Raw genomic sequence first — 24,588 nt, 5'->3', positions numbered from 1 at the left:
AGGCATCGTTCTGAGCAAAATCAGCCGCCCTGTCTGGCACGTTTCCCCGGAAAACTTTGCTTTTTTTGTGAGGCACCGAACAGCTACCCAACCGCGTTGTTGTCTGGGTAGCACGCCTGCTTACGCACATGAAAGAGATCAGAGCCATTCTTGACACGTACCTGCACAAAGCCCCCGGCGTGGGTGCTGCCCTCGCCACCGTCGTGCACGTCGAAGGGTCGTCGTACCGGCGAACGGGAGCCCGCATGCTCATCCTCGACAACGGTACCTGGGTGGGCGGTATCAGCGGCGGCTGTCTGGAAGGCGACGCGCTGAAACGGGCCCGGTTGGCCATCGCACAAGGAAAACCCGGCATCGTTACCTACGACACCACTAACGAAGACGACTACCAGATTGGTGTGGGCTTAGGCTGTAACGGCATCATCAGCGTGTTGCTCGCTCCGATCGACGCCAATGCCCCCACGCCCATCGATCTGCTGACCGCCTGCATCAACGGTCCTCGCCAGACCAACGTGCTGCTGACCATCCTGAAAGCACCCGCCGACAGCAACCTGCCCATCGGCACGATGCTTCGATATGATGGCGCCGACAGTCTGACTCTGTTTGGCGACGCGGCCGACGAGTTGGGGCAAACCATTCAGGCATTCGTCAAAAAAGGCAAATCGGCCCCGGTTGCAGTGAACGTATCTGGCGGGTCGCTTGAAGTGTTTGTGGAGGTAATGCTGCCCGTGCCGCACGTGGTCCTGATGGGTCAGCAATACGACGTGTACCCGATGGTGCGGCTCGTGAACGAACTGGGCTGGCAAACCACGGTCGTCGCGAATCCTCAGAAAGTCACGCGGGCGCTGTTCGGTTCAGCCAATGCGCTCGTTGCACCCGCCGACTTCGACAGCATCGCCATCGACGACCAGACAGCCTTCGTGCTGATGGCCCACGATTTCAATACCGACAAAGCCAATCTGCCCCGCGCCTTGGCGACCAGTGCCCCCTTTGTGGGTGTGTTGGGGCCGCGTGTACGCACCGAACGCATGATCAGCGAACTGGCCGAGGCCGGTACCGTTATTCCCGAAACCGACCGGCTGCATGCTCCCATTGGGCTCGATATTGGTGCCGTTTCACCCGAAGAAATTGCCTTATCGGTTATGGCCGAAATCCGGGCAACCCTATCAGGGCGTAGCGGCTCGTTTCTGCGGTTGCGGCAGGCCCCCATTCACGAACGGGATTAAATCGAACCGGATGCAATTCGGCGAAACCAAACACCCATGAATTACCCAACGTACCTCGACTATAATGCCACGACGCCCGTTGATCAACGGGTGCTCGATGCGATGCTGCCTTACCTGACCACGCACTTCGGTAACGCGGCCTCGCGGACGCATGTCTATGGCCTTAAAGCGGAGGAAGCGGTCGATCAGGCCCGGCGGCAATTGGCCGATTTACTGGGCGCACACCCCGTCGAAATGGTCTTTACCAGTGGCGCTACCGAGTCGATCAATCTGGCCCTGAAAGGCGTGTTTGAGGCCAACCAGCACCGGGGCAATCACATCATCACGGTACAGACCGAGCACAAGGCCGTTCTCGACACCTGCGAACACCTGGCCCAACTAGGAGCCGACGTAACGTACCTGCAACCCGACGCCACTGGCCTGATTTCGCCCGGACAACTTGCCGCCGTCCTCACACCGCAAACAGTACTGGTATCGGTGATGTGGGGCAACAACGAAACGGGCGTTATCCAGCCCATCACCGAACTCGCCCAACTGACGCACGAACACGGCGCCCTGTTTCATACCGACGCCACGCAGGCCGTGGGTAAACTGCCCATCAATCTGGCATCGGTGCCAATTGATCTGCTGAGCCTGTCGGGCCACAAATTGTACGCACCCAAAGGCATTGGCGCCCTGTTTGTCCGCCGCAAAACGCCCATCATTGCCCAGCAGGATGGCGGCCGCCACGAACGGGGCCGGCGGTCGGGCACATTGAACGTACCTGGCATTGTGGCGCTGGGTGCCGCCGCCGAGCTGGCCGGTTCCTTGCTGGATACCGATGCGCAACGGCTGACCGCATTGCGCGACCGCCTTGAAACTGGCATACGTACCTACCCGGCAACCGCCGACGTGCGGCTCAACGGCCACCCACAGCATCGCCTGCCCAACACACTCAACCTGGCTTTTCCCGATCTTGACGGCGAACTGTTGCTTATGAGCCTGAACCAAATCGCTGTCTCCAACGGCTCAGCCTGTAACGCCGCCTCGACCGATCCGTCGCACGTATTAACAGCAATGGGCCTGCCCTCCGACCTCGCCTATGCCTCCGTCCGCTTCAGCCTAGGGCGCTTCACCACCGAAGCCGACATCGACCTCTCCATTCGCCACGTAACCGACGTAGTCGAAAACCTGCGGGTAATGATGACCCGCGGATAAGGGCGGAGGGATAGTGACGGAACGCGGATAACACGGATTAGCCGAATGACCGCGGATTTCGGGCTGGGTTCTCTCAGCTTTAAATTAATCATGTGATATCTGCGGTCATCTGCTCCATCCCTTTTGTCCGCGTTCCATCTTCTGCGACCATCTGCTTCATCCGGCCAATCCGTGTCATCCGCGTTCCATCCTTCAGCCGCGCGTGATTGAAAATCACGTTACTTTTGTCTTTATGACTCCTTCTTCCCTTCGCGTACTGGTTGTCGGCTGCGGCAACATGGGTGCTTCACACGCCACCGCCTACCACAACCTCGACGGCTTCGAGATCGTCGGCATCGTTTCAACCGGCCAGAGCAAGCATGTGCTGAACGAGAAACTCGGTGGCGGCTACCCGCTGTTCGACGACTACGCCACTGCCCTGCAACGTACCCAGCCCGACGCGGTCTGTATCTCAACGTACCCGGATACCCACGAAGCCTACGCCATCATGGCGCTGGAAGCAGGCTGCCATGTTTTCATCGAGAAACCCCTGGCCGATACCATCGAGGGGGCCGAGCGCGTGGTAGCTGCCGCGCAGAAAGCCAACAAGAAAGTGGTCGTAGGCTACATCCTGCGCGTGCACCCGTCGTGGATGCGGTTCATCGACGAAGCCCAACAGTTGGGTAAACCGCTGGTGATGCGCATGAACCTCAACCAGCAGAGCCACGGCTACATGTGGACCGTCCACCGCAACCTGATGAAATCGCTCAGCCCGATTGTCGACTGCGGCGTACATTACATCGACGTCATGTGCCAGATGACCCGCTCAAAACCCGTTTGGGTGAGTGCCATCGGCGCCCGCCTGACCGACGACATTCCGGCCGATAATTACAACTACGGCCAGTTGCAGATTCGCTTCGACGATGGATCGGTGGGCTGGTACGAAGCGGGCTGGGGTCCCATGATGAGCGAAACGGCCTTCTTTGTGAAAGACGTGATTGGCCCTAAAGGCTGCGTGTCGATCACCGCCAAAAACGCCGGAGCCACCGGGCAGTCCGACAACGTCGATGCTCACACCAAGACCGAATCGCTGCGGGTGCACCACGCCCAACTCACCGATGGCGACGCCTTCGCCCAACCCGACACCTGGATCGACCTCACCGACGAGCCTGATCACCAGGAGCTTTGCAACCGCGAGCAGCGGTATTTCCTGAGCGCCGTCCGCGACAACCTCGACCTGACCGACCACCTCGCCGACGCCGTCAATAGCCTGCGCATCGCGTTTGCCTGCGACGAGTCCGTCAAAACGGGCGAAGTCGTTCGGTTGTAACGGGAGCTTGGCCAGTAATCAGGTACAGCAACTGCCAACGCCGATGCGATTGGAAAGGTCTTTGTCGTTATATAGCAAACTTGCTGTCGCTTGTCGAAGGCACAAGCGACAGCAAATCGTCATAAATGGCTCATGAAAGCCCGCCTGATAGAGTAAGTCGGCGGCTTATGGTGATTCTAGAAAAGAGTATCAACTGACTCACTGACTTACTCAATTTCGCTTTTCTCTTTCGCATGCAACGACGTTCGCTTCTCAAAGGACTGGCCCTCACGGTGGGTGGCCTGGTCGCTCTCCCTGCCTGGGCAACGGGCTGGAATCCCCAATCACTCGGCCCGGTTGCCTTTGGGTCGGCCGACGACGAAACGCTGCTGGGCGACATCGTCGACACCATTATCCCCCAAACCACCACGCCCGGCGCCAAGTCGCTGAACGTGCATCAGTTTGCGATGCGGATGATTCGCGATTGTTACGACGAAACGGCGCAGACCACGCTGCAACAGGGGCTGGCCCTCACCGAATCCACCGCGCAGCAGACCTACGGCAAAGCCTTTGCCGCCCTCGACGCGCCGCAGCGCAAAACTGTGCTCCTAAACCTGACCACCGCCACCGACCCCGCCGGGAAAGCCTTCGTCGACCTCATCAAGCGGCTCACCATTCAGGGCTATACGAACTCGGAGTTCTACATGGTCAACGTGCAGCACTTCAACATGGCGCCGGGTTATTACCACGGCTGTGTGCCCGTAGCCAGCCTCGCCGCGGCCGGTAGTCGCTAACGCTTTTTCTTCCTCCCGACTCAACTCAACAATGTCTTTCTTAACCATCGACTCCATCAAGGCGCGCACGTTCGACGCCATCGTGATCGGCTCCGGCATCAGCGGTGGCTGGGCCGCTAAAGAACTGACCGAAAAAGGCTTGCGCACACTGGTGCTGGAACGGGGCCGCGACGTAAAGCACGTAACTGACTACCCCACCACGATGATGCAGCCGTGGGAGTTTCAGCACGCAGGGCAGCTTTCCAAAGCCTACCGCGACGCCAACCCCGTAGCCAGCCGCTGCTACGCCAACCGGGAAGACGCCAGCCATTTTTTCGTAAAAGATGCCGACCATCCCTACATTCAGGAGAAACCCTTCGACTGGATTCGCGGCTATCAGGTCGGTGGCAAATCGCTGATGTGGGCGCGCGGCACCCAACGCTGGTCACAATACGATTTCGACGGGCCCGCCCGCGACGGCTTTGCCGTCGACTGGCCCATCGGCTACGCTGATCTGGCGCCCTGGTATAGCCACGTGGAGAAATTCGCGGGTATTTCGGGAAATAAAGACGGGCTTCCCCAACTGCCCGATGGGGAGTTTCTGCCGCCCCACGAGCAGTCGTGCGTGGAGAAGCACTTCAGCCAGCAGATGGCGCAGCATTACAACGGCACGCGCCCCGTCATCATCGGCCGGTGTGCGCACCTGACCCAACCCAAGGCCATTCACCTGGCACAGGGCCGGGGCCAATGCCAGAACCGGTCGCTCTGCCAGCGGGGTTGCCCTTACGGTGGCTATTTCAGCAGCAATTCATCAACGCTGCCCTGGGCTGCCAAGACCGGTCGCCTGACGCTGCAACCCGATTCGGTGGTACACTCGATTATCTTCGATGACACCAAGAACAAGGCGACGGGCGTGCAGGTAATCGACGCCGACACGAAGCAGATGACGGAGTATTACGCCAAAATCATCTTCGTGAATGCCGCTTGCCTCAATAGCAATCTGATCCTGCTGAACTCTAAATCGCGCCGTTTCCCCAACGGCTTTGGCAACGACAACGGCCTGCTCGGCAAGTACATGGCGTTCCACAACTTCCGCACGACGATCTCGGCCGAGCACGAAGGCTTTCAGGATACTACCACCGACGGCATCCGCCCCAACGGCAGCTACATTCCCCGCTTCCGCAACGTCATGAAACAGGAAACCGATTTTCTGCGCGGCTATGCAGCAGGTTTCGGTTCGTCGCGCGCCATGGACATCGACACGTCGGGTCTGGGCGACGACCTGAAAAACAGCCTGATGCAGCCCAAGTACGGTAACTGGCGGGTCAGCTCGCACATGATGGGCGAGACCATTCCGAAAGAAACCAATTACGTTGCCCTCGACTCGGCCCTTACCGACGCCTGGGGCATTCCGCAACTGCGCGTCTCGGTGGCCTACGACGACAACGACGAGAAGATGATTCGGGATTTCCATGAGCAGATGACCGAAATGCTGACCGTATCGGGCTTCAAGAACATTCAGACGCACGACAAACCCGACAAAGCACCGGGCCTCGACATTCACGAAATGGGCGGCGTGCGGATGGGCAAAGACCCCAAAACATCGCTGCTCAACAAGTGGAATCAGTTCCATAGCTGCAAAAACGTCTTCGTCACCGACGGCGCCTGCATGACCTCGACCAGCACGCAAAACCCCTCGCTTACGTTCATGGCCATCACCGCCCGCGCCGCCAACCACGCCGTGAGCGAGCTAAAACGGAAAGCGCTATAGTCGTTGCCCACATTTGTTTCGTCTATCGAGTACGGCTCTGCTTCTGGTGGAGCCGTACTCGTTCAGAGACCGGGTAAACCTCTTGGCGGGTAGGTTTGTCTCTTTAGTATGAACCACACGATATCATGCTGAAACAGCTTCTGGAATTTAAGCAGTCCGACCGAACCTGGCCGATCCCGGTGTTGGCCGGGCTGAGCGTGGGCATCCCCATTCTGGCAGGCTATTTCACCGATTCGCTGCCGGGCGGCAAGCTTGCCTCAATGGCCGGGCTGGTCATCCTGTACATTCCGTCGGTGGGCGTCGGCACCGTCAAGCGACTCATCACGCTGATGGCCTGCTCGTTCGGAATGATGGTCTGTTTTTCGCTAGGCAGCCTCTTTAGTTTCAATCCCTTTGTCGCGCCGTTGCTGCTGGGTCTGCTGGCGTTCAGCATCCACATCGCCGTTTATTACCTGAAGATGACCCGCCCACCCGGCAACTTCTTCTTCATCATGATTGCCTCCATTGCCATCTGCATGCCGTTTAAACCGGAGGCCATTCCCCAACACATCGGGTTTGTGGGTATCGGCACCATGATTTCGTTCGGGCTGACGCTGGTATACAGCCTGCTTATCCTCAAGAATCAGCCGCAATTGAGCGCGATTGTGGCGGTGCCCAAAAGCCGCTATGTCAATCTGGTTGAGTCGGTTACGTTTGGGAGCATGGTGGGGCTATCACTGCTCGCGGCGAATCTGCTGAAACTGCCCAACCCCTACTGGGTGCCCATGTCGTGCGCCGCCGTGATGCAGGGCGTCAGCACCCGGCACATCTGGCAACGCAGCGTGCAGCGCATCGTCGGGACGTTTATCGGGCTGGGGCTGACGTGGCTCATTTTGCTGCTGCATCCGTCGGCGCTAATCCTCTGCCTGAGCATCATCGGTCTGCAACTGATCGTCGAGTTTCTGATCGTGCGTAACTACGGCCTCGCGGTCATTTTCGTTACTGTCCTCACCATCTTTCTGGCCGAATCGGGCAGTTCGCTTACCGTCGACCCCACCACCCTGATTGCCGCCCGTTTCGTCGACATCGTGCTGGGTAGCCTGATCGGCGGCATCGGCGGCTGGATGCTCTACAACGAACGCCTGCGCCGCAAAGCCGCCCACCAACTGCGACGTACCCGGCTCCTTCTTGGCGTACGTAAGTAGGTTTGGGGGTTTGCGACTTACATAGAGTGTCTTACTGCCCCTTAATAAATACACAATTATATACCAGACAAAAGATTTAAATTTTGACAACATCAAAAATCCTTAAACTTTATACATGAAAAATTTCTTTGCTTTTATCGACGAATACGGTAACAACTCTTTTGACTTCTCATCACAGGGCACTCACTTCATTATATCTGCAATACTTGTTAACGAGAGCGAGAAAAGCAAAATAGAAGAAGAAATAGAATCAATTAGAAAAAATCACTTTCAAACTGGCGAAATAAAATCAAGTAAAGTAGCCAACAATGACAAGAGACGCATTGCTATACTTAAAGACATGGTTAAAAGTAATTTTAAGATATACGCAATATCAGTAGACAAAAGAAAATTGACTGGACAAGGATTTGGGCACAAAAAATCATTCTACAAATTTTTGAACGGGCTAATCTATAACGAACTCTATAAAACCTTTCCAGATCTAAAAATTACAGTCGACGAACATGGCAGCAATGAATTCATGAGAGGCTTTAAAAAATATGTTTTAGAGTATCATATGCCTGATCTGTTCTCTGGTTCTGGCTTCTTTTTTTCAGGCAGCCCAGACAACGTCTTGATACAATTAGCTGATTTTGTATCAGGTACTCTAGGTAGGTGCTTTGACGAAACCAAACTATCAGATAATTCTAACGCCTTCCTAGAAATTCTTAAGCATAATCTTATTTCAATAAGATCATTTCCTGATGAAGCTAACCCTTTAGCTTATTTACCTGACCAAAGTGATAAGTCATATGATCCAACCATAGCTAACTATTCTATAAATTTAGCCAACATTTTCATAGATAAAAAGAAGGGGAAATTAAGCACACAAGAAATAGATCAGGTAAACTGTGTCAAATTATTACTACTCTACTTCAGAGCCTTTGGATATAACAAATATATTTCTGCTAGAGAAATAATTAATCATCTTAACAATTTCCGTAACGAACCGATGCAAGATCAATACTTTAGAACAAGTGTTGTGGCCAAACTTCGTGATGCTGGCATTATTATAGCCAGTAATAGTTCGGGGCAAAGAAAAGGTTATAAGCTTCCAAGCTGTGCAGAAGATTTATACAATTTTATTAACCACGGGAACAGTATGATAATTCCCATGTTAAATCGTATCAAAAAATGTAGGGATGGAATAAAATTAGTTACCAACAATGAGCTCGATATATTAGATAAGCCTGAATATAAAGAACTTAGAGAGCTTATTTTTAAGTAAAACTAAAATTCCTTCTCCGTTTCTTATCTATACCCTATGAGCCAGCCCTCTGCTACCCGGCGTTCGTTTCTCAAAACGGTTTCGGCCGGCATTCCGCTGGTAACAACGGCGGGGAGTCATCTGGTACCCCCCGCCCCCAAACCCGACCCGGTGCGGCTCAGTTGCAATCTGTATTCGTTCAACGAACCGCTCGTCAACAAAACCATGACGCTGGAGCAGGTGCTGGCGTTTTGTGCCGAGACGGGATTCGCGGCGGTCGATCCAACGGCCTACTACTTCCCCGGCTACCCCACCCTACCCGACGACAGCTATACGTACCGGATCAAACGACAGGCATTCCGGCTGGGGCTCGACATCAGCGGTACAGGCGTGCGCAACGATTTCACCCTGCCCGACCCCACCCGCCGCAAGGCTGAAATCGACCTCGTGAGGCGCTGGATTGGCTTCGCGGCGAAACTGGGGGCGCCCGTACTCCGCATTTTTTCGGGGAAGAACGTACCTGACGGCCACACCCGCGCCGAGGTGACCCGCTGGGTCGTCGATGCCATTGGCGAATGCTGCCGGTATGCGGCGCAGGAAGGGGTAATGCTCGTGTTGCAAAACCACGCGGATTTTATCGAAACCGCCGACCAACTGCTCGACATTCTGAAGCAGGTGCAGTCAGACTGGCTCGCCGTTAACCTCGACATCGGTAGTTTCAAGATCGGCGACCCCTACGCGCAGGTTGCGCAGGTGGCTCCATTCGCCGTTACGTGGCAGCTGAAGGAAAATCTCTTTGTCGATGGCCGGGAAGTCGAAACCGACCTGACGCGTATCGTCCGCATTGTGCGCGAATCGGGTTACCGCGGCTACCTGCCCATCGAGACGCTCGGCAAAGGTGATCCTCGCCAGAAAGTGCCGGTTTTCTACGAAAAGGTACGGCGGGCCTTACAAGGCTAACCGGACCGACAGACAGCCTTACCGCCGAATCCGTTCCAGTTCAGTCAGTAGGTAATCGAGCCCGTTCAGCCGGATTTCGTAAAGCGTTTGCAGCAACGTACCCAGCTTGCCCGGCGGAAAGCCTTTCTGGGCAAACCATTCCAGATAGGCCATCGGCAACTCCCGCAGCCGCTGCCCTTTGTATTTGCCAAACGGCATCTGGTAGGTCAGTAAATCGACCAGTACCTGCGGATTGCCCAACGGCGCTTCTTCGGCCATGTGTACGTAAAGGGGTAATGATAAGGATAAACCAGATAAAGGCAGCAGCGCCCAAAAGAGTTGCGCAGGCAGCCCATACGCCGCGAATTACCTCCAACAGACGTTGTAAATTTGTATAGGAGCCATCCAGTAATCAGCCTCTTCAAAACTACTTGCATCCACTGTCTCCCCTTCCATCCAGCCTATGCCCGCGCTTAAGCTCTCCGTCTATATCGCTACCAGTCTCGACGGGTTTATTGCCCGGCCCAACGGCGACATCGACTGGCTGACGGACCCGGCCTTCACCATCCCCAACGAAGATTTCGGCTATCAGACCTTTATCGACAGCATCGACGCGCTGGTGATGGGGCGAGGCACCTACGAGAAAGTGGTGACCTTCCCCGAATGGCCGTACCCAAAACGCGTATTCGTGCTGAGCCGCACGCTCACCAACGTATCTGACGCCTTCAGGGACAAGGTCGAGTTGCTGTCGCTATCGCCGCGTGAACTGGTAACGTACCTGACCGGGCGCGGCTATCGGCACATCTACCTCGACGGCGGGCAGACCATTCAGCAGTTCCTGGGCGACGGCTTGGTCGATGAACTGACCATCACGCGCATCCCCGTTCTGCTGGGCGAAGGAATTCCGTTGTTCGGCGGCACCGGCTCCGATATTCCGCTTCAACACCTACGGACGACAACGTACCCAAACGGCTTTGTGCAGAGCGTCTACAGACGGGCGTAAGGGCGGGGCGGAATTTACGCTATTTTGCAGGTGGTCAACAACCGCCTAAACCAACCGCCCTGCATGCGCTGCATTCGCCCCCTTATTTGCCTGTTTTTTCTTGCTTGCCTTGCCCCCACCATCGGCTGGTCTCAGACGAGTCCCGATTCGTTTGTCGTCGGCGATCCCCTGCCCGACGCCCCTGAGTTGGCCGCGCGGGGGCCGCACAGCATCGGTGTTCGTTCCCTCACGCTCACCCACGCCGATCAGCTCGACGTGCTGCGCGCCAAAGACGGCCAAACGCCACGCTACAACCGCGTGCTACCCGTCGAAATCTGGTACCCGGCCCGGATTCCGGCGGGCAAAACCGAGCGCGTCACATACGATCAGGTGATGGGCAGCGCCAACGACCCCAAACGCCCACTCATTCCGTTTACCTTCGACGGCCGGGCCCTGCGCAACGCCGAACCAGATCGGGGCGATAAGGCGTACCCACTCGTGATCGTATCGCACGGCTACCTCGGCTCGCGACTGCTGCTAACGTACCTGACCGAAAACCTGGCCTCCAAAGGCTATGTAGTGGTTGCCATCGATCATGCCGAGTCGACGTTTCGGGATGCGGGCGGTTTTCCGAGCACGCTGCTCAACCGCTCGCTCGACGACCTGTTTGTGCTCAACGAAATGGCCCGCCTGAGCGCCAAAGGCAGTAACTCCTTCCTGTCGGGCCTGCTCGACGCCAACAACACCGGCCTGATCGGCTACTCGATGGGTGGCTACGGAGCGCTCAACGTGGCCGGGGCGGGCTACAGCGCGCAGGCCGCCAAACTCTTTGCCCAGCTATCGGGTGGCAGCACGGCCCTCGACAGCCGCACCATGGCCTCGCCCGACTACAAAGCGACGGTCGACCCGCGCATCCGGGCCGTCGTGGCGTTTGCGCCCTGGGGCATGGAACGCGGCGTCTGGGATGCCGACGGGCTGGCGGGTCTTAAAACCCCCACCTTTTTTGTCGCGGGCAGTAAAGACGATGTCTCAGGCTACGAAAAAGGCATCAAAGCCATTTACGACGGGGCCGTCAACGCCGACCGCTACCTGCTCACGTACCTGAACGCCCGCCACAACGTAGCCCCCAACCCGCCCCCGGCCGCGACGCTGAAACCCGGCCTGCATTTCGACGAATATTACCGCTACGCCGAACCCGCCTGGAACGAACGGCGCATCAACAACATCAATCAGCACTTCGTCACGGCCTTTCTGGGCCTGCACCTGAAACAACTCGATTATGCCTCGTTTCTCGACGTTCCGCAGGAAGCCAACGAAAAACCGTGGAAAGGTTTCAAACCCCGCTCATCTGTAGGATTAGAAATGAGACATAATAGGCCTTAAGAAGATATGCCATTCCATTAGCGGGCGGTTTAAACTGCCCGCTAATGGAAGCCAATGGAAGTTCCCAGCGAAAACCTCATGAAAAACGAAGACAACCCCCAACCAGACAACTCCCGCCGGACGTTTCTGAAAACCCTCGGCGCTGCGGCAGCAACCGCACCCGCCGCCCTGTCGGGCACGGCCAAGGCCGCCCCGACTACCCAATACCTCAACCTGGTGAAAAACCACGCCAGTACGGCCGCCAACAGCAAAGTGCGCATGGCGCTGATCGGCACCGGTGGCATGGGCATCGGCGACATGCAAACGGCCCTGATGGTCGATGGGGTCGAGATGGTCGCGGCCTGCGATCTGTACGACGGCCGCCTGCGCCGGGCCAAAGAACTGTGGGGCGATGGCCTCACCGTCACCCGCGACTACCGTACTCTACTCGACCGGACTGACATCGACGCCGTCATCAACGCCACCACCGACCACTGGCACGAGAAGATTTCGAGCGATGCCATGCGCAAAGGCAAGCACGTCTACTGCGAAAAACCGATGGTGCAGAAGGTGGAAGACGGACACACACTGATTAAAGTCTCGAACGAAACGGGCAAGGTGTTTCAGGTGGGTAGCCAGTTTGCGTCGTCGATCATCATCAGCAAAGCCAAAGAACTGCTGAAGGCGGGCGACATCGGCGAGCTTGTCTTTGTCGAAGCCATTTACGACCGCCACAGCGCCATGGGTGCCTGGCAATATTCGATTCCACCCGATGCATCGCCCCAAACCGTCGACTGGGATACGTACTTGGGCAGTGCGCCCAAACGCCCCTGGGACCCGCTCCGCTTCTTCCGCTGGCGCAACTACCAGGACTACGGCACGGGTATCGCGGGCGATCTGTATGTGCACCTGCTCACCACGCTGCACACCATCACTGGATCGCTCGGGCCTAGCCGGGTGTATTCGACTGGGGGCACGCGGTACTGGAAAGACGGTCGCGACGTACCTGATATTCAACTGAGTATCTACGACTACGCCAAAACTGATCAGCACCCCGAATTCAACCTCACCACGCGCTCCAACTTCGTGGATGGTGGCGGCGGCAACTACCTCGTCCGGCTCGTGGGTACCGAGGGCGACCTTTCCATCGGTTGGGATAGCCTGACGGTGCACCGGAACAAATTCCCGAAAGCACCGGGCATGTCAATCGACAATTTTCCGAAGGATCAGAAAGAACTGTTTGTGGCCGAGTACAACAAAATGTACCCCAGCAAACCCGAAATGGAAGGCCCGAAAGAGTTTAAATATCAGGTGCCGAAAGACTACAAGGGCGACCGCTACGAGCACTTCGTCAACTTCTTCAGTTCGGTGCGCGACAACAAGCCCAACATCGAAGACGCCACCTTTGGGCTGCGTGCCTGCGGCCCCACTCAGTGCGGCAACATGAGTTACTTCCAGAAGAAAGTGGTTAGCTGGGACCCCGTCAAGATGAAAATCGGCAACGCGGTGTAGCCTGATACGCCTTCACTTTTCCGTTATTCAGTCAGTCCAACTTAGAGCCGGACTGACTGAATAACCCCTTACCGTTTGGCGACGTACGCCATTTCATAACGAGCTTTCGTAGTCGGATCGGTTTCCGAGAAATTGAAGATAACGACGCTGCCCTCCACGTCGGCAACACGAAGGCCGTCGACAAACAAACCATACTCCGACCCAACCTGACGTACCTCAAGGTCGGCAATATCGAACGCAAAATCCTCGGTATCCGATGATTTCAGCTTAAAATTCATATCGACGGTCGTATCGGTTTTCTTCACCAGTGCCACCGTCCCGCTGATCGTCTGTCCATCTTTGGTTAATGGCAGCGTGGGCAGGTCAAGATTTATTTGCGACTGCGTGTCGATAAAACGAAACGAATTGAGTTTGTATGTACCGACGAATTTGTCGGCCAAAGCCGTTGGTTTCGGCGTAATCTCTTTGTCTTTTTTACAGGCTGTAAACGATATCAGCGCGAAGAAAACCAGGAGGAGCTTTTTCATTGTATTTGTGCTTGTTTTGTGAATACAGCCACAAACCTATCGTCCGCCACTAGCCCGCCTCAGCGCAACCTGCACAGGCTGTCGATCCAACCGCCTGAACTGGCCGAATTGCCACTTTACCTGTTCCCCGCACCAACGCCCGACTTACGCATTCCCTCATCCTTAAACCCGCGGAGAACCCCTCTCCCAACTAACGTATGATTGCGAACCGCCGCCTTTTCCTGAAGCAATTGGGCTTCGGAGCCATCGGCCTCAGCGTCGCGACGTCGGCCTCGGCAATGCCCTGGTTCGACGCCGCCCGCACCACCCGCCTACCCCGTAGTCTGCCCGGCGCCAACGGCGTCAACGCGGCCAAGCTGCTCGACTTCGTGAATGCCATCGAATCGGCCAACCTCAACCTGCACAGTGTGATGGTACTGCGGCATGGCAAGGTTGTAGCCGAAGGCTGGTGGGCACCCTACGCGCCCGAACTCAAGCATACGCTCTACTCGCTCAGCAAAAGCTTCACGTCGACGGCGGTAGGCATGGCCGTCGCCGAGGGCAAACTGACGGTCGACGACAAGGTGATTTCGTTTTTCAAAGACGATCTGCCCGCAACGGTCAGCGAGAATCTGGCGGCGATGCGCGTCAAAGACCTGCTCACCATGTCGACCGGCCACGCCACCGAACCGACGGGGCAGATGCGCAACGACGGTAACACCAACTGGCCCAAGGCGTTTCTGGCGCACCCCGTCGAACATAAGCCGGGCACGCATTTCGTCTACAACAGCGGGGCGACCTACATGCTGTCGGCCATCGTGCAGAAACTGACCGGCCAAACCGTGCTAACGTACCTGAAACCGCGGCTGTTTGCGCCGTTGGGCATCGAAGGGGCCGACTGGGAGGTCGATCCGAAAGGCGTCAACGTGGGCGGCTGGGGCCTGCGCGTCAAGACGGAAGACATCGCCAAATTCGGCCAGCTATACCTGCAAAAAGGCCTCTGGAACGGCAAGCGCCTGCTGCCCGAAGCCTGGATCAACGACGCTACCCGCTACGAAGTGATGTCGGCCGGGGGTAAGCGTAAAGCCGAAGAGAACGACTGGCTACAGGGCTACGGTTACCAGTTCTGGCGTTGCCGCCACGATGCCTACCGGGGTGACGGGGCCTATGGTCAGTATTGCATCGTGATGCCGAAGCAGGATGCCGTCATTGCCATCACCTCCGAAACCGGCGATATGCAGGCGGTGCTCGACGCTGTATGGGATCACATCCTGCCCGCTATGGATGGCGCCGGTTCGGCCGATGCCAAACCACTGACCCAGAAGCTAAGCCACCTTGCGTTGACGCTGCCCGTGCAGGAAGGCCGGTCGTCGCTGACACCAACCGTCAGCGGGCAAACCTACGCCTTCGCTGACAACAGCCTGAAAGCACAATCGGCATCGCTGACCTTCGGCAAGGATGGTGTCATTTTCAAACTCCACGACGACCGGGGCGATCATCAGGTGCTATGCGGCATCAACCGCTGGGCTACCAGCGACTCTACCTTTTCGGCTCTGCCCCTCAAACTAGTGGAAACGCCTGTTCCCGGTGAAACCAAAACCCGGGTGGCCGGTACTGGCGGCTGGCAGGACGCCAATACGTTTGTAATGACGTGGCGCTTCATCGAAACGGCTCATTACGAAACCGTTACCTGCCAGTTTGGCGCCGATAATACCCTGTCGGTTGCTTTTGAAAGCAGCCTGGCCAAACTGACTAAAACCAAAGACAAGCGCCCCGTATTGCAGGGTAAACTGCGCGAGTCGGTTGGTATGAAAAAGGTGTAGTAAACGCGCTTTTTTATCCTTTCGATCGGAACACGTAGTCGACAGGAGCTTCAAGATTCCTCTACCGACCACGCGTCCCGATCGAAAGAATAAAAAAGCGGCAAAAAAATCGTTTCAGCCCGCACTGATAATATATCTGAGCTTCCCTTAAACGTTTGCCGATCAATCGCATCTAATGGCTATAAGCCAAACAGAAGGCGATGAAACGATCAGCGATTTTTCAACTAGCGGTAGCCGGACTGGTACTGAGTGTATCGGGGGGGCTCACCTCATGTGCACAGGGTAGCTACGGCCAACAGCCGGGTTATGGCCAGCAACCGGGCTATGGGCAACAGCCCGGCTACGGTCAGCAGCCCTACGACCAGGGCTATGATCAATACGGCCAATACAACAATCAGCAGGGCAATCCCGACTTTTACGGTCAGTTGAGCCCCTACGGTCAGTGGGTCAACACACCCGAATATGGCCGTGTCTGGATCCCGGGGAACGTTGATCCGAATTTCCAGCCTTACGCCTCCAACGGGCATTGGGTCTGGACCGAATACGGCAACACCTGGGTGTCTGACTACGCCTGGGGCTGGGCGCCCTTCCATTACGGACGCTGGTATCAGGACCCCCGGATGGGCTGGGCCTGGGTGCCGGGCTACGATTGGGGTCCCGCCTGGGTATCGTGGCGGTCAGGATCCGGCTATTATGGCTGGGCACCGCTGAGCCCTGGCCTCAATATCAACGTAAATGTCAACATCCCGGCCAACTACTGGGTGTTTGTGCCAGAGGTGTATATCGGCAGCCCGCGTCTCTACAGCTACTGCGTGCCTCGCCCGCAGGTGGTAAACATCTACCGCAATACAACGATCATCAACAACGTGTACCGGGTCAACAACCGGGTATATGGCTACGGCCCACGGCGGGAAGATATCGAGCGGGTAACGCGCCGTCCTGTGCCAGTCTACCGCGTCGAGAACTCCGGCCGACCAGGCCGCGATGAAGTTCGGGGCGATGCCGTAGGGATCTACCGACCCAATGGTGGCCGCACCAACGGACCGTCGGATGCTAACCGCAGTGGCCGGGGCAGCAGCCGCACCTATAACGAGCCATTCAACAATGGCAACGGAAGTCCGCGCGATGGTGGTGGCTATAACCGGGGCCGGGGTAACGCCGGTACATATGGCACCCCAACCCCCAACCCAGCCGGCGGTGGCTACGAAACCCCACGCAGCACCCCAGCCGACGCTACCCCATCGTACCCGTCGGGTGGGTATGGCTCATCGAGGGGCAGTCGGGGTCGTTCGGGTTACGAAGGACAGCCCCAATCGCAACCGAGTCAGCCGTCGCCACAGCCTTCGCCGCAACCGCAGCAAACGTACCCACAGCAGCCTAATCCGCAACCGCAACGCGAGTGGGGCAATCGCCGGGCCGAGAGTGGCAGCTACCAGCAGCGGGAAGTGAATCCCGCCGATGCGGGTCGCCAGCAACAATTGCCCCGCGGCGGCACCGAAACGCGCGGGCAAGGCCAGCCGGGCGGCGAGTATCGCAGCGGTCGCGGTAGTTCACGCGGCAATCAGTAACAATCCCACCGTAACCAGCGGGCGATGGCTAACTCCATCGTCCGCTTTTTTGTGCCTCGCCAAGACATCAGACGAGCTAATTATTCACCGCATAGTATGCGGTGAATACGATTCCTATTCACCGCATCTGCTTGGTAACCATCCGATAGATGGGGTCACCGTTGAATAAGTCTATAAAACGATATAGCTGCCAGGCGGTCTAGACAAAGCAACCTGACACCAACCGTATGGCAGCTCAATCCCCCGTGCCCGAACAAACCGACGACGAACAAGCGCCTCTCGATCCCAACACGACGCTCGACGTATATGTGGGTCCCAACAACTCCATCACCGAACTGGCCGACACAGTAGATACGATGGACGGCGTCCGGGCAGAAACGATTGGTATCGTCAATGAACACGACGGTACTCACGTAGAACTGATCTCGCTGGAAGAGCCCTCTCCGACCGACCCCGACATGGACGTGGTCGACAATTTTGTGTCAGTCGAAGGCATCGGGCCGGAGGTTGCCTCTCTGCTGATCGCCGGAGGGATTCGTACGTTCAACCAACTAGCCAACACACCCGTTGAGCGCATCCGTGCTATTCTGGAAGCAGGAGGCACCCATTTCCGTATTCACGAAGCCGTCAACTGGGCCGAACAGGCCGGTCAACTCGCCAACGCAAGCCCATTTGGCCCCGACGCCGATCTGCAGCTACCTTTCGGCTTTGCGCAGTGGCCCAACGAAAAAACGGGTGGCGAAGCCACTGCCTGAGTGAATGGCGCAGGGGCCAACGCTGCTTTACCGTACCTTGGTAGAGCAAACCCGTTATGACCATGCGCCTCATTCTTCTCTTCCTGTGTATCTGGCTCGCCAACCCGGTTGTTGGGCAGGATCTGGTTAGTAATCGCCAGCGGGCCATTGTGTTCCGGTCGGCCAACGTGATTCCGATGGACCGCGAACGAGTCCTCAGTAAACAAACAGTAGTGGTGCAGAATGGCCGGATCACCGCCTTGGGCAACGACGGCAACGTACCTGTACCGGCTGGTGCGCTCGTCGTCGATGCAAGCGGCAAATACCTCGTACCCGGCTGGGCCGAAATGCACGCCCACATTCCGCCCATCGACGACATCGAACCGATGAAAGACGTGCTGATGCTGTATCTGGTCAACGGCATCACAACGATCCGGGGCATGCTGGGCCATCCGCGGCACCTCGAACTCCGCAGTCAGGTCAATGCGGGCACCGTATTGGGGCCGCACGTGTATACCACCGGTCCCTCCTTCAACGGACAAACCGTAAAAACGCCGGAGCGTGGGGCCGAGATGGTGCGCGAGCAAAAAGCGGCAGGCTACGATTTTCTCAAACTGCACCCCGGCCTCACCAACCAGACGTTCCCCGCCATTGCCCGCACGGCGAAGGAGGCAGGCATTCCATTCGTGGGGCACGTATCGTTCAACGTGGGCGTTTGGCGGGCTATCGAGGCGCGCTATTCGTCGATCGACCACCTCGACGGGTTCATTGAGGCCATTACGCCGGGCAGCGATACCCTGGCCGAGCCCGAAACGGGTTTGTTTGGGGCCTGGATCGCCGACCGCACCGACGAAGCCCGCATTCCGAAGCTGATAGCCGCCCTGCGTGGTACCAACATCCGGGTCGTACCCACGCAGGCACTGGCCGAGCGGTGGCTGTCGGCGCAACCAGCCGAGGCCTACACCAGTGCGCCGGAAATGCGCTACATGAAACCGCAGGAAATCACAAACTGGGTCAACGCAAAAAACGGGTATCTGAACAGCCCCAACTTCGCCAAAGCTAAAGCCGACCGGCTGATTCAGGTACGTCGGAAATTGATCTACGAATGTCAGAAAAATGGCATTCCGCTGCTGCTCGGCTCCGACGCGCCACAGGTGTTCAACGTACCTGGCTTTTCCATTCACCACGAAATGCAATACATGGTCGACGCGGGCCTCACGCCGTACCAGACCCTGCGTGCCGGAACGGTCAATGTAGCCGATTACCTCAACAAACCCGATTGGGGTACGATCAAGGTCGGCAATGTATCGGATCTGGTTTTGCTGACGGCCAATCCACTCACCAACATCGGCAACACCCGGCAAATCGAGGGCGTGATGATGGGCACCAACTGGCTCCCCAAACCCTACATCGACCAGACCCTCAGCCGGTTGTCGCGACGGTAATCAGATTGTCGTTCAGCGGGGCCACTCGGCATCGGGCCAGGCGAGGCGGGGGTTCATGTGATGCCAGACTACCGTACGCAACGACTCCCGCGACCCATTTTGGTGGAACAACCGCAAGGCCATCTGGCTGCAACGTAGCCGCTGAAAGCGCTGGCTCAATGGGTTTTTCGGGATAGAGCTTAGCAAGTCGAAATAGCGCTGCTCGGCCACGGTAGGTACCATCTGGCGCAGCCGTTGCTGCACGGCGGGTGGCAAGACCAGGTCAACGCGCGTCTGCAGGGCCATCAGGCCCCGGCGCACTGGAATCCGAAACGTAAAGCGCTCGGTCAGATCCAGCAGTTCGTCCCACACGATCTGCCCGGTCCGAATCAGTTGCATGCTGTCGGGCAGGGAAGGCAATGCCGTTCGGCGACCTCCCTGATAGCCAATAACCAAGGTCTGGAAGAGCAGATGCGTAGGCGATAGGGTCAGGGCAGGTAGTCCCGTTGGTAGTTCGAGCAGCTGCGCATCAGCCCAGAACGGTTCGTCGGCTCCGACGTAGGTGTGTTGGGGCAATGTATGCCAATGCAAGCGAATACTCAACCCATCGGGCCGCGTTAAGGGCAAAGAGTCCAGTTGACGCCGGTGCCGGAATCCGTAGGCCGACGGCAAAAACTGTTGCTGATGCAGAACGGCCAGCGCCGTGTCGGCCTTTTCGGTCGGGATTAGTAGCGCTAATTTGTCCATCGTTCGCATGCCCACATCGCCGTAATGCAGCAGCGACAAGGGCAGGCTACCCAGCAACAACGACGACACATTGGCCTGTCGGAGTGCGTTGAGGACTGTGCTCATCACGCTCAATCGGCGCTGGTTGTCGCGCAATGTCGTTTCGTAAGCCTGTTGCAGGTGTCCCATCAGCGCATCGTCCGACTGTTCCAGGTTACGGCAGATCATCGGCAACAACTGCTGGGCACTGGCGTCGAGCAGGGTGAAGGCGCGCTTAACCGACTCAGCGGCGGGCGAGGCGATATGCAGGTTTCGGATCTTTCGCCAGGCCTGCCAGTGGGCCAGCGCCTCATCGGGCGGACAAAGGGCGGCTCGGAGTAAATGGGCGTGTTCGGTCGTCAGGGAATAGGAAGCAGCGGTCATTCGGCGCGCCTTCGTGAGCAGCCATCGGTGGCAACTGGTGCAGGCTTATGCCAACCGTGGCAAGTATTGTACCAGTTGCTACTACTTAGAAAAAAGTTTAGTGGACGCGCAATCATCCCCCCACCGGGTACTTTCTCAGGTACGTTCTGCGGGCCGTTAACGGAGGTTTAATTAGTAAAACTGCCTATCCGGTTCGAACTTTAATGAGCGTAGTAGAAAGCCCAAGGTATTGGTTGCAGTAGCCAACGCTTTTCTGTTTTCTACTACCGCTTCCCAGCTCGTTTATGGCGCTCACTGACCCTCTTCGGAAACCGCTCACCCAAACTCAGGCAACGCACCTGCTCCGGCGGGCAACGCTGGGCCCGACACCCGCGCAGATTCGGCAGTTTACCGGACAAACGCCACAGGCTGCGGTCCAGACGCTACTGGCTACGGCTGCAACGCCTAACCCACCTATTGACCCTACGACGCTTAAACCGTTCAATACGCTGGCGTTCAGCCAGGCCTTGCAGGGCACGTGGCAGTCGGCAACCAAATACTGGTGGCTGGGTCTCATGCTGAACGAAGGGCCGTCGCTGCGCGAAAAAATGACGCTGTTCTGGCAAAACCACTTCGTATCGACGTTCGCCGTCGTCAACGATGCCCGGTATATCTACCGCCAGAACGCCATGCTGCGCCGCCATGCGCTGGGCAATTTCCGGTCGTTTGTGGTCGACGTGACCAAAGACCCGGCCATGCTGCGCTACCTCAACGGCAACCAGAACAGCGTGGGGAAGCCCAACGAAAACTACGCCCGCGAACTACAGGAACTGTTTACCATTGGCGCAACCAACCCCGTTACGGGTAACCGAAATTATTCGGAAGACGACGTAAAAGCGGCCGCGCGCGTGCTGACCGGCTGGGCCGATACTGGCTACCGCAGCGAAACTACCGCCGACATAACCGCCACCTTCCGGGCCGCTCAGCACGACACGACCGACAAACAGTTTTCGGCGGCGTATGGCAACACCCTCATCAAAGGCCGGAGCGGCACCACCGCGGGCGACGCCGAACTGGGCGATCTGGTCGACATGATCCTGAAACAGCCCGAAACGGCCCGTTTTATCGTTCGGAAGCTATACCGCTGGTTTATCAACGCCGATATTCCGGCCACTATCGAGCAGGGATTCATCGAACCCCTGGCAGCGCTGTTTCGGAAAGATTACGAACTGAAGCCCGTGCTGACTGCGCTGCTTACTAGTGAGCATTTCTTCGACGATGCGCTACGCGGGGCCATGATCAAAGCACCCGTTGAACTGACCATCGGCACCTTGCGCTACTTTGGCGTATCGGCCCCAGACCCGGTAGCCAATACCACCGGGTTCACCACGCTGATGGGCTATCTACAGGCCCGCACCAACGAGCAGCAGCAGAACGTGATGGATCAGCCCAGCGTGTTTGGCTGGCGGCCGTATTACGATGTCGGGTTCTACGAACTCTGGATCAACAGCACCACACTGGCCCTGCGCAACCGTTTTGCCAATGAGATGAGTACGAGCGCCGTGAAGTATGGCTCCGATCGGATCACGTTTGACCTGATTGCGCAGGCCAAACTCACCAGCGACCCCGCCGACCCGGCCAAACTCATCGACGAATGGACGGCCCTGCTGTTTGCCACGACCCTGACCCAAAAGCAGCGCGATTTCCTGATCGACAATGTGTTGATGGTGGGCGTACCGCGCTACGAGTGGACCGAAATCTGGAATGACTACGTGGCGGCCCCCACCAACACGGCCCGGCTAAACGCCGTCCGAACACGCCTGACCAATTTGCTCACCTACATGCTCAGCATGGCGGAATATCAACTCAACTAAACCTATTCACCGTTTACAGTCCTCCGTTGCGTGTCAGAGATGATGCCTAAGCCAACGCAACTGAAAACGGCAAACTACGCTTCCGATGAATCGCCGACATTTTCTACAGCATGCGACCGCCGCGTTGGCGCTACCTGTTTTCCTGGATGGATTCGGGGCTAAAGCGTTTGGGCAACCGACATCGGCCCTGATGCAGACGCTGGCCAGCCTGGCGACGGCCACCGACCGGGTGCTCGTATTGATTCAACTGGCGGGGGGCAACGACGGGCTCAACATGGTGGTGCCCATCGATCAGATGAGCCAGTATAACAGCCTGCGGGCCAACATTGCCTTACCCGAAAGCAAAGTACTCCGCCTGACCAACAACGCCGCCACGGGTCTGCACCCCGCCATGACGGGCCTGCAACGGCTTTACAACGATGGGCTGCTGTCGATTGTGCATAGCGTGGCCTATCCGGCTCCCAGCTTTTCGCACTTCCGGGCCAGCGACATCTGGTTTACGGGCGCCGATTCCAGCCAGACCCTGCTCACCGGCTGGGCTGGTCGGTATCTCGACGCCGAATGGCCGGGCTACCCGACAGGCTACCCCACCGCCGACATGCCCGACCCGCTGGCGATCCAGATCGGCTATATCACGAGCACCGCCTTTGCCGGACCGGGTGGCCCATTGGCTGTTGCCATTCCTAATCCCGACACCTTTGCGCAGTTGGTTGGTGATAAACCGGTGGTAGATACCGAACCCGTTGCCAACACGGTGGCGGGCAAGCATATCAGCTTTATCCGGCAACAGCAGGTCTCATCGGTGCAGTATGCGGCGCAGATCAAGACGGCGGCAGGCAAAGGCAAGAACCTGGCAACGTACCCAGCCAGCAACGGCCTGGCCGATCAGCTCAAAATTGTGGCGCGGCTCATTCACGGCGGGCTGCAGACCCGCGTTTACTACGTGACTATCGGCGGCTTCGACACCCATGCCGGGCAAGTGGTCGCCACCGACACCACAACGGGTACGCACGCCAACCTGATGAAGCAATTGTCGGATGCCATCAAGGCGTTTCAGGACGACCTGAAACTACAGGGTGTCGACGATCGGGTGGCGGGCATGACGTTCTCGGAGTTTGGCCGCCGGGCCATTTCCAACGGTAGTTTTGGTACCGATCACGGGCTGGCAGCCCCGCTGTTTGTGTTTGGCAAAGGCGTGAAAACGCCGGTCATCGGTAAAAATCCCAGCCTTACCGACCTCGACAATAACAACATCAAGATGCAGACCGATTTCCGGCAGGTCTATGCCACTCTACTGACCGACTGGCTGGGGGCGAATAAAGCTGAAATGACCACGGTCTTGCAACGAAGCTTCGATAACGTACCCATCTTCCAGCGAGTCATTACTGCCACCGAGCCCCTCGCGACCTCTCTCCGCCTTTACCCCAACCCCGCCACGACCACCGTCACCCTCGAAGCCGATGCCTTTGCCAGCACTCTTGGAGCCGTGCAGGTCTACGATGCCGCTGGCCGATCGACCGACGTACCCAGCACCCGCCTTTCCGACCGTATGCTCGGCCTGAACGTACAGCAACTCCCCGCCGGGGCCTACGTCGTTTCGGTCGAAACCAACGGGCAACGGCTCTCAGCCCGGCTGATCGTGGCGCGGTGATGAATTAATTGCGCTTTCTCGACTAAGCAACCGCAGTTCGTTAATAGGTCAACGAAATATTCTTATCGGTGCATTTTGGCACCGCGTCTGACCCGGCCCATCGGTTATTATCAGATCCCTTAGCCTCGTAAGTAAACGTGACATCGGGCGATATGGCGGTTGTGCATTTGCCACCCGGCGAAACAAAACCGCACCCGCTGGGAATGGAGCCGTTGACCTTTATTTGAAGGGATTCTGGCGTTTTGTTTGTAAAGCTGATGGTAGAGCCACAATCGGGTTCCTCCGTTTCGCAGGCCGTCAGCGCGAGCAAGGACGATAAATAGATCAATTTCTTCATGGTAAATGGAGTCGATAGATGCTTAAACCCAAGCAAAAATCGACTACACCCCAGTCATCGGAA

At 57.3% G+C, this 24,588-nt stretch carries 21 protein-coding genes; 17 read left to right on the top strand and 4 right to left on the bottom strand.

What is annotated here, in order from left to right:
• The first annotated feature begins 128 nt into the window (after nucleotides 1-128).
• The 8 genes from ACAW74_RS15695 to ACAW74_RS15660 all read left to right on the top strand — a co-directional run bounded on the left by ACAW74_RS15695 (nucleotide 129) and on the right by ACAW74_RS15660 (nucleotide 9,645).
• Nucleotides 129-1,226: an XdhC family protein gene (locus tag ACAW74_RS15695; RefSeq protein WP_370699152.1), complete on the top strand. Its 1,098-nt coding sequence runs from the start codon at nucleotides 129-131 to the stop codon at nucleotides 1,224-1,226.
• Nucleotides 1,227-1,262: 36 nt separating this feature from the next.
• Nucleotides 1,263-2,423, top strand: coding sequence for a cysteine desulfurase family protein (locus tag ACAW74_RS15690; protein ID WP_370699151.1), 1,161 nt, complete (start codon nucleotides 1,263-1,265; stop codon nucleotides 2,421-2,423).
• A 232-nt stretch (nucleotides 2,424-2,655) separates the two neighbouring features.
• The gene (locus tag ACAW74_RS15685; protein WP_370699150.1) at nucleotides 2,656-3,732 is read left to right on the top strand and encodes a Gfo/Idh/MocA family protein; all 1,077 of its coding nucleotides are present in this window, start codon (nucleotides 2,656-2,658) and stop codon (nucleotides 3,730-3,732) included.
• Nucleotides 3,733-3,965: 233 nt separating this feature from the next.
• A complete protein-coding gene (locus tag ACAW74_RS15680; protein WP_370699149.1) occupies nucleotides 3,966-4,505 on the top strand; it encodes a gluconate 2-dehydrogenase subunit 3 family protein in 540 nt (179 codons plus the stop codon).
• Between the two features lie 31 nt (nucleotides 4,506-4,536).
• On the top strand, nucleotides 4,537-6,255 hold the full coding sequence (locus ACAW74_RS15675; RefSeq protein WP_370699148.1) for an FAD-dependent oxidoreductase: 1,719 nt from the start codon (nucleotides 4,537-4,539) through the stop codon (nucleotides 6,253-6,255).
• Between the two features lie 125 nt (nucleotides 6,256-6,380).
• Nucleotides 6,381-7,439, top strand: coding sequence for an FUSC family protein (locus tag ACAW74_RS15670; RefSeq protein ID WP_370699147.1), 1,059 nt, complete (start codon nucleotides 6,381-6,383; stop codon nucleotides 7,437-7,439).
• Nucleotides 7,440-7,554: 115 nt separating this feature from the next.
• A complete protein-coding gene (locus ACAW74_RS15665; protein WP_370699146.1) occupies nucleotides 7,555-8,706 on the top strand; it encodes a DUF3800 domain-containing protein in 1,152 nt (383 codons plus the stop codon).
• A 36-nt stretch (nucleotides 8,707-8,742) separates the two neighbouring features.
• The gene (locus ACAW74_RS15660; RefSeq protein ID WP_370699145.1) at nucleotides 8,743-9,645 is read left to right on the top strand and encodes a sugar phosphate isomerase/epimerase family protein; all 903 of its coding nucleotides are present in this window, start codon (nucleotides 8,743-8,745) and stop codon (nucleotides 9,643-9,645) included.
• Nucleotides 9,646-9,663: 18 nt separating this feature from the next.
• Here ACAW74_RS15660 and ACAW74_RS15655 read toward each other — a convergent pair whose 3' ends face one another.
• Complete coding sequence (locus ACAW74_RS15655; protein ID WP_015330609.1) at nucleotides 9,664-9,903, bottom strand: DUF3820 family protein; 240 nt, start codon at nucleotides 9,901-9,903, stop codon at nucleotides 9,664-9,666.
• A 184-nt stretch (nucleotides 9,904-10,087) separates the two neighbouring features.
• Here ACAW74_RS15655 and ACAW74_RS15650 point away from each other — a divergent pair, with 184 nt between their 5' ends.
• From ACAW74_RS15650 to ACAW74_RS15640, 3 genes are all read left to right on the top strand, one after another.
• Nucleotides 10,088-10,627: a dihydrofolate reductase family protein gene (locus tag ACAW74_RS15650; protein ID WP_370699144.1), complete on the top strand. Its 540-nt coding sequence runs from the start codon at nucleotides 10,088-10,090 to the stop codon at nucleotides 10,625-10,627.
• Between the two features lie 63 nt (nucleotides 10,628-10,690).
• On the top strand, nucleotides 10,691-11,989 hold the full coding sequence (locus ACAW74_RS15645) for an alpha/beta hydrolase family protein (protein ID WP_370699143.1): 1,299 nt from the start codon (nucleotides 10,691-10,693) through the stop codon (nucleotides 11,987-11,989).
• 78 nt (nucleotides 11,990-12,067) lie between these two features.
• Complete coding sequence (locus ACAW74_RS15640) at nucleotides 12,068-13,480, top strand: Gfo/Idh/MocA family protein (RefSeq protein WP_370699142.1); 1,413 nt, start codon at nucleotides 12,068-12,070, stop codon at nucleotides 13,478-13,480.
• Between the two features lie 68 nt (nucleotides 13,481-13,548).
• Here ACAW74_RS15640 and ACAW74_RS15635 read toward each other — a convergent pair whose 3' ends face one another.
• Nucleotides 13,549-14,007 carry a hypothetical protein gene (locus tag ACAW74_RS15635; RefSeq protein WP_370699141.1) on the bottom strand — a complete coding sequence of 153 codons (459 nt, stop codon included), beginning with the start codon at nucleotides 14,005-14,007 and terminating at the stop codon, nucleotides 13,549-13,551.
• 197 nt (nucleotides 14,008-14,204) lie between these two features.
• Between ACAW74_RS15635 and ACAW74_RS15630 the strand changes: the two genes are divergently transcribed.
• From ACAW74_RS15630 to ACAW74_RS15615, 4 genes are all read left to right on the top strand, one after another.
• Nucleotides 14,205-15,809, top strand: a complete 1,605-nt coding sequence (locus tag ACAW74_RS15630; protein WP_370699140.1) for a serine hydrolase domain-containing protein — start codon at nucleotides 14,205-14,207, stop codon at nucleotides 15,807-15,809.
• A gap of 200 nt (nucleotides 15,810-16,009) precedes the next feature.
• On the top strand, nucleotides 16,010-17,377 hold the full coding sequence (locus ACAW74_RS15625; RefSeq protein WP_370699139.1) for a DUF6600 domain-containing protein: 1,368 nt from the start codon (nucleotides 16,010-16,012) through the stop codon (nucleotides 17,375-17,377).
• 227 nt (nucleotides 17,378-17,604) lie between these two features.
• Nucleotides 17,605-18,132 (top strand): helix-hairpin-helix domain-containing protein, encoded by a 528-nt coding sequence (locus ACAW74_RS15620; RefSeq protein ID WP_370699138.1) that lies wholly within the window; start codon nucleotides 17,605-17,607, stop codon nucleotides 18,130-18,132.
• A gap of 62 nt (nucleotides 18,133-18,194) precedes the next feature.
• Nucleotides 18,195-19,556, top strand: a complete 1,362-nt coding sequence (locus ACAW74_RS15615) for an amidohydrolase family protein (RefSeq protein ID WP_370699137.1) — start codon at nucleotides 18,195-18,197, stop codon at nucleotides 19,554-19,556.
• Nucleotides 19,557-19,568: 12 nt separating this feature from the next.
• On the opposite strand, the gene ACAW74_RS15610 is transcribed toward ACAW74_RS15615, so the two are convergent.
• A complete protein-coding gene (locus ACAW74_RS15610) occupies nucleotides 19,569-20,684 on the bottom strand; it encodes a nucleotidyltransferase family protein (RefSeq protein WP_370699136.1) in 1,116 nt (371 codons plus the stop codon).
• A 284-nt stretch (nucleotides 20,685-20,968) separates the two neighbouring features.
• Between ACAW74_RS15610 and ACAW74_RS15605 the strand changes: the two genes are divergently transcribed.
• Both ACAW74_RS15605 and ACAW74_RS15600 read left to right on the top strand, forming a co-directional pair.
• Entirely contained in the window at nucleotides 20,969-22,537 is a 1,569-nt protein-coding gene (locus ACAW74_RS15605) for a DUF1800 domain-containing protein (RefSeq protein WP_370699135.1), read from the top strand.
• Nucleotides 22,538-22,622: 85 nt separating this feature from the next.
• A complete protein-coding gene (locus ACAW74_RS15600) occupies nucleotides 22,623-24,188 on the top strand; it encodes a DUF1501 domain-containing protein (RefSeq protein WP_370699134.1) in 1,566 nt (521 codons plus the stop codon).
• A gap of 40 nt (nucleotides 24,189-24,228) precedes the next feature.
• Here ACAW74_RS15600 and ACAW74_RS15595 read toward each other — a convergent pair whose 3' ends face one another.
• A complete protein-coding gene (locus ACAW74_RS15595; RefSeq protein WP_370699133.1) occupies nucleotides 24,229-24,525 on the bottom strand; it encodes a hypothetical protein in 297 nt (98 codons plus the stop codon).
• Nucleotides 24,526-24,588 lie beyond the last annotated feature (63 nt).

The sequence above is a fragment of the Fibrella musci genome (genome assembly GCF_041321105.1).
In the GTDB taxonomy this organism is placed as follows: domain Bacteria; phylum Bacteroidota; class Bacteroidia; order Cytophagales; family Spirosomataceae; genus Fibrella; species Fibrella musci.
Note: the sequence above shows the minus strand (reverse complement) of the source record. Positions and strands in the feature narration are given on the sequence as shown.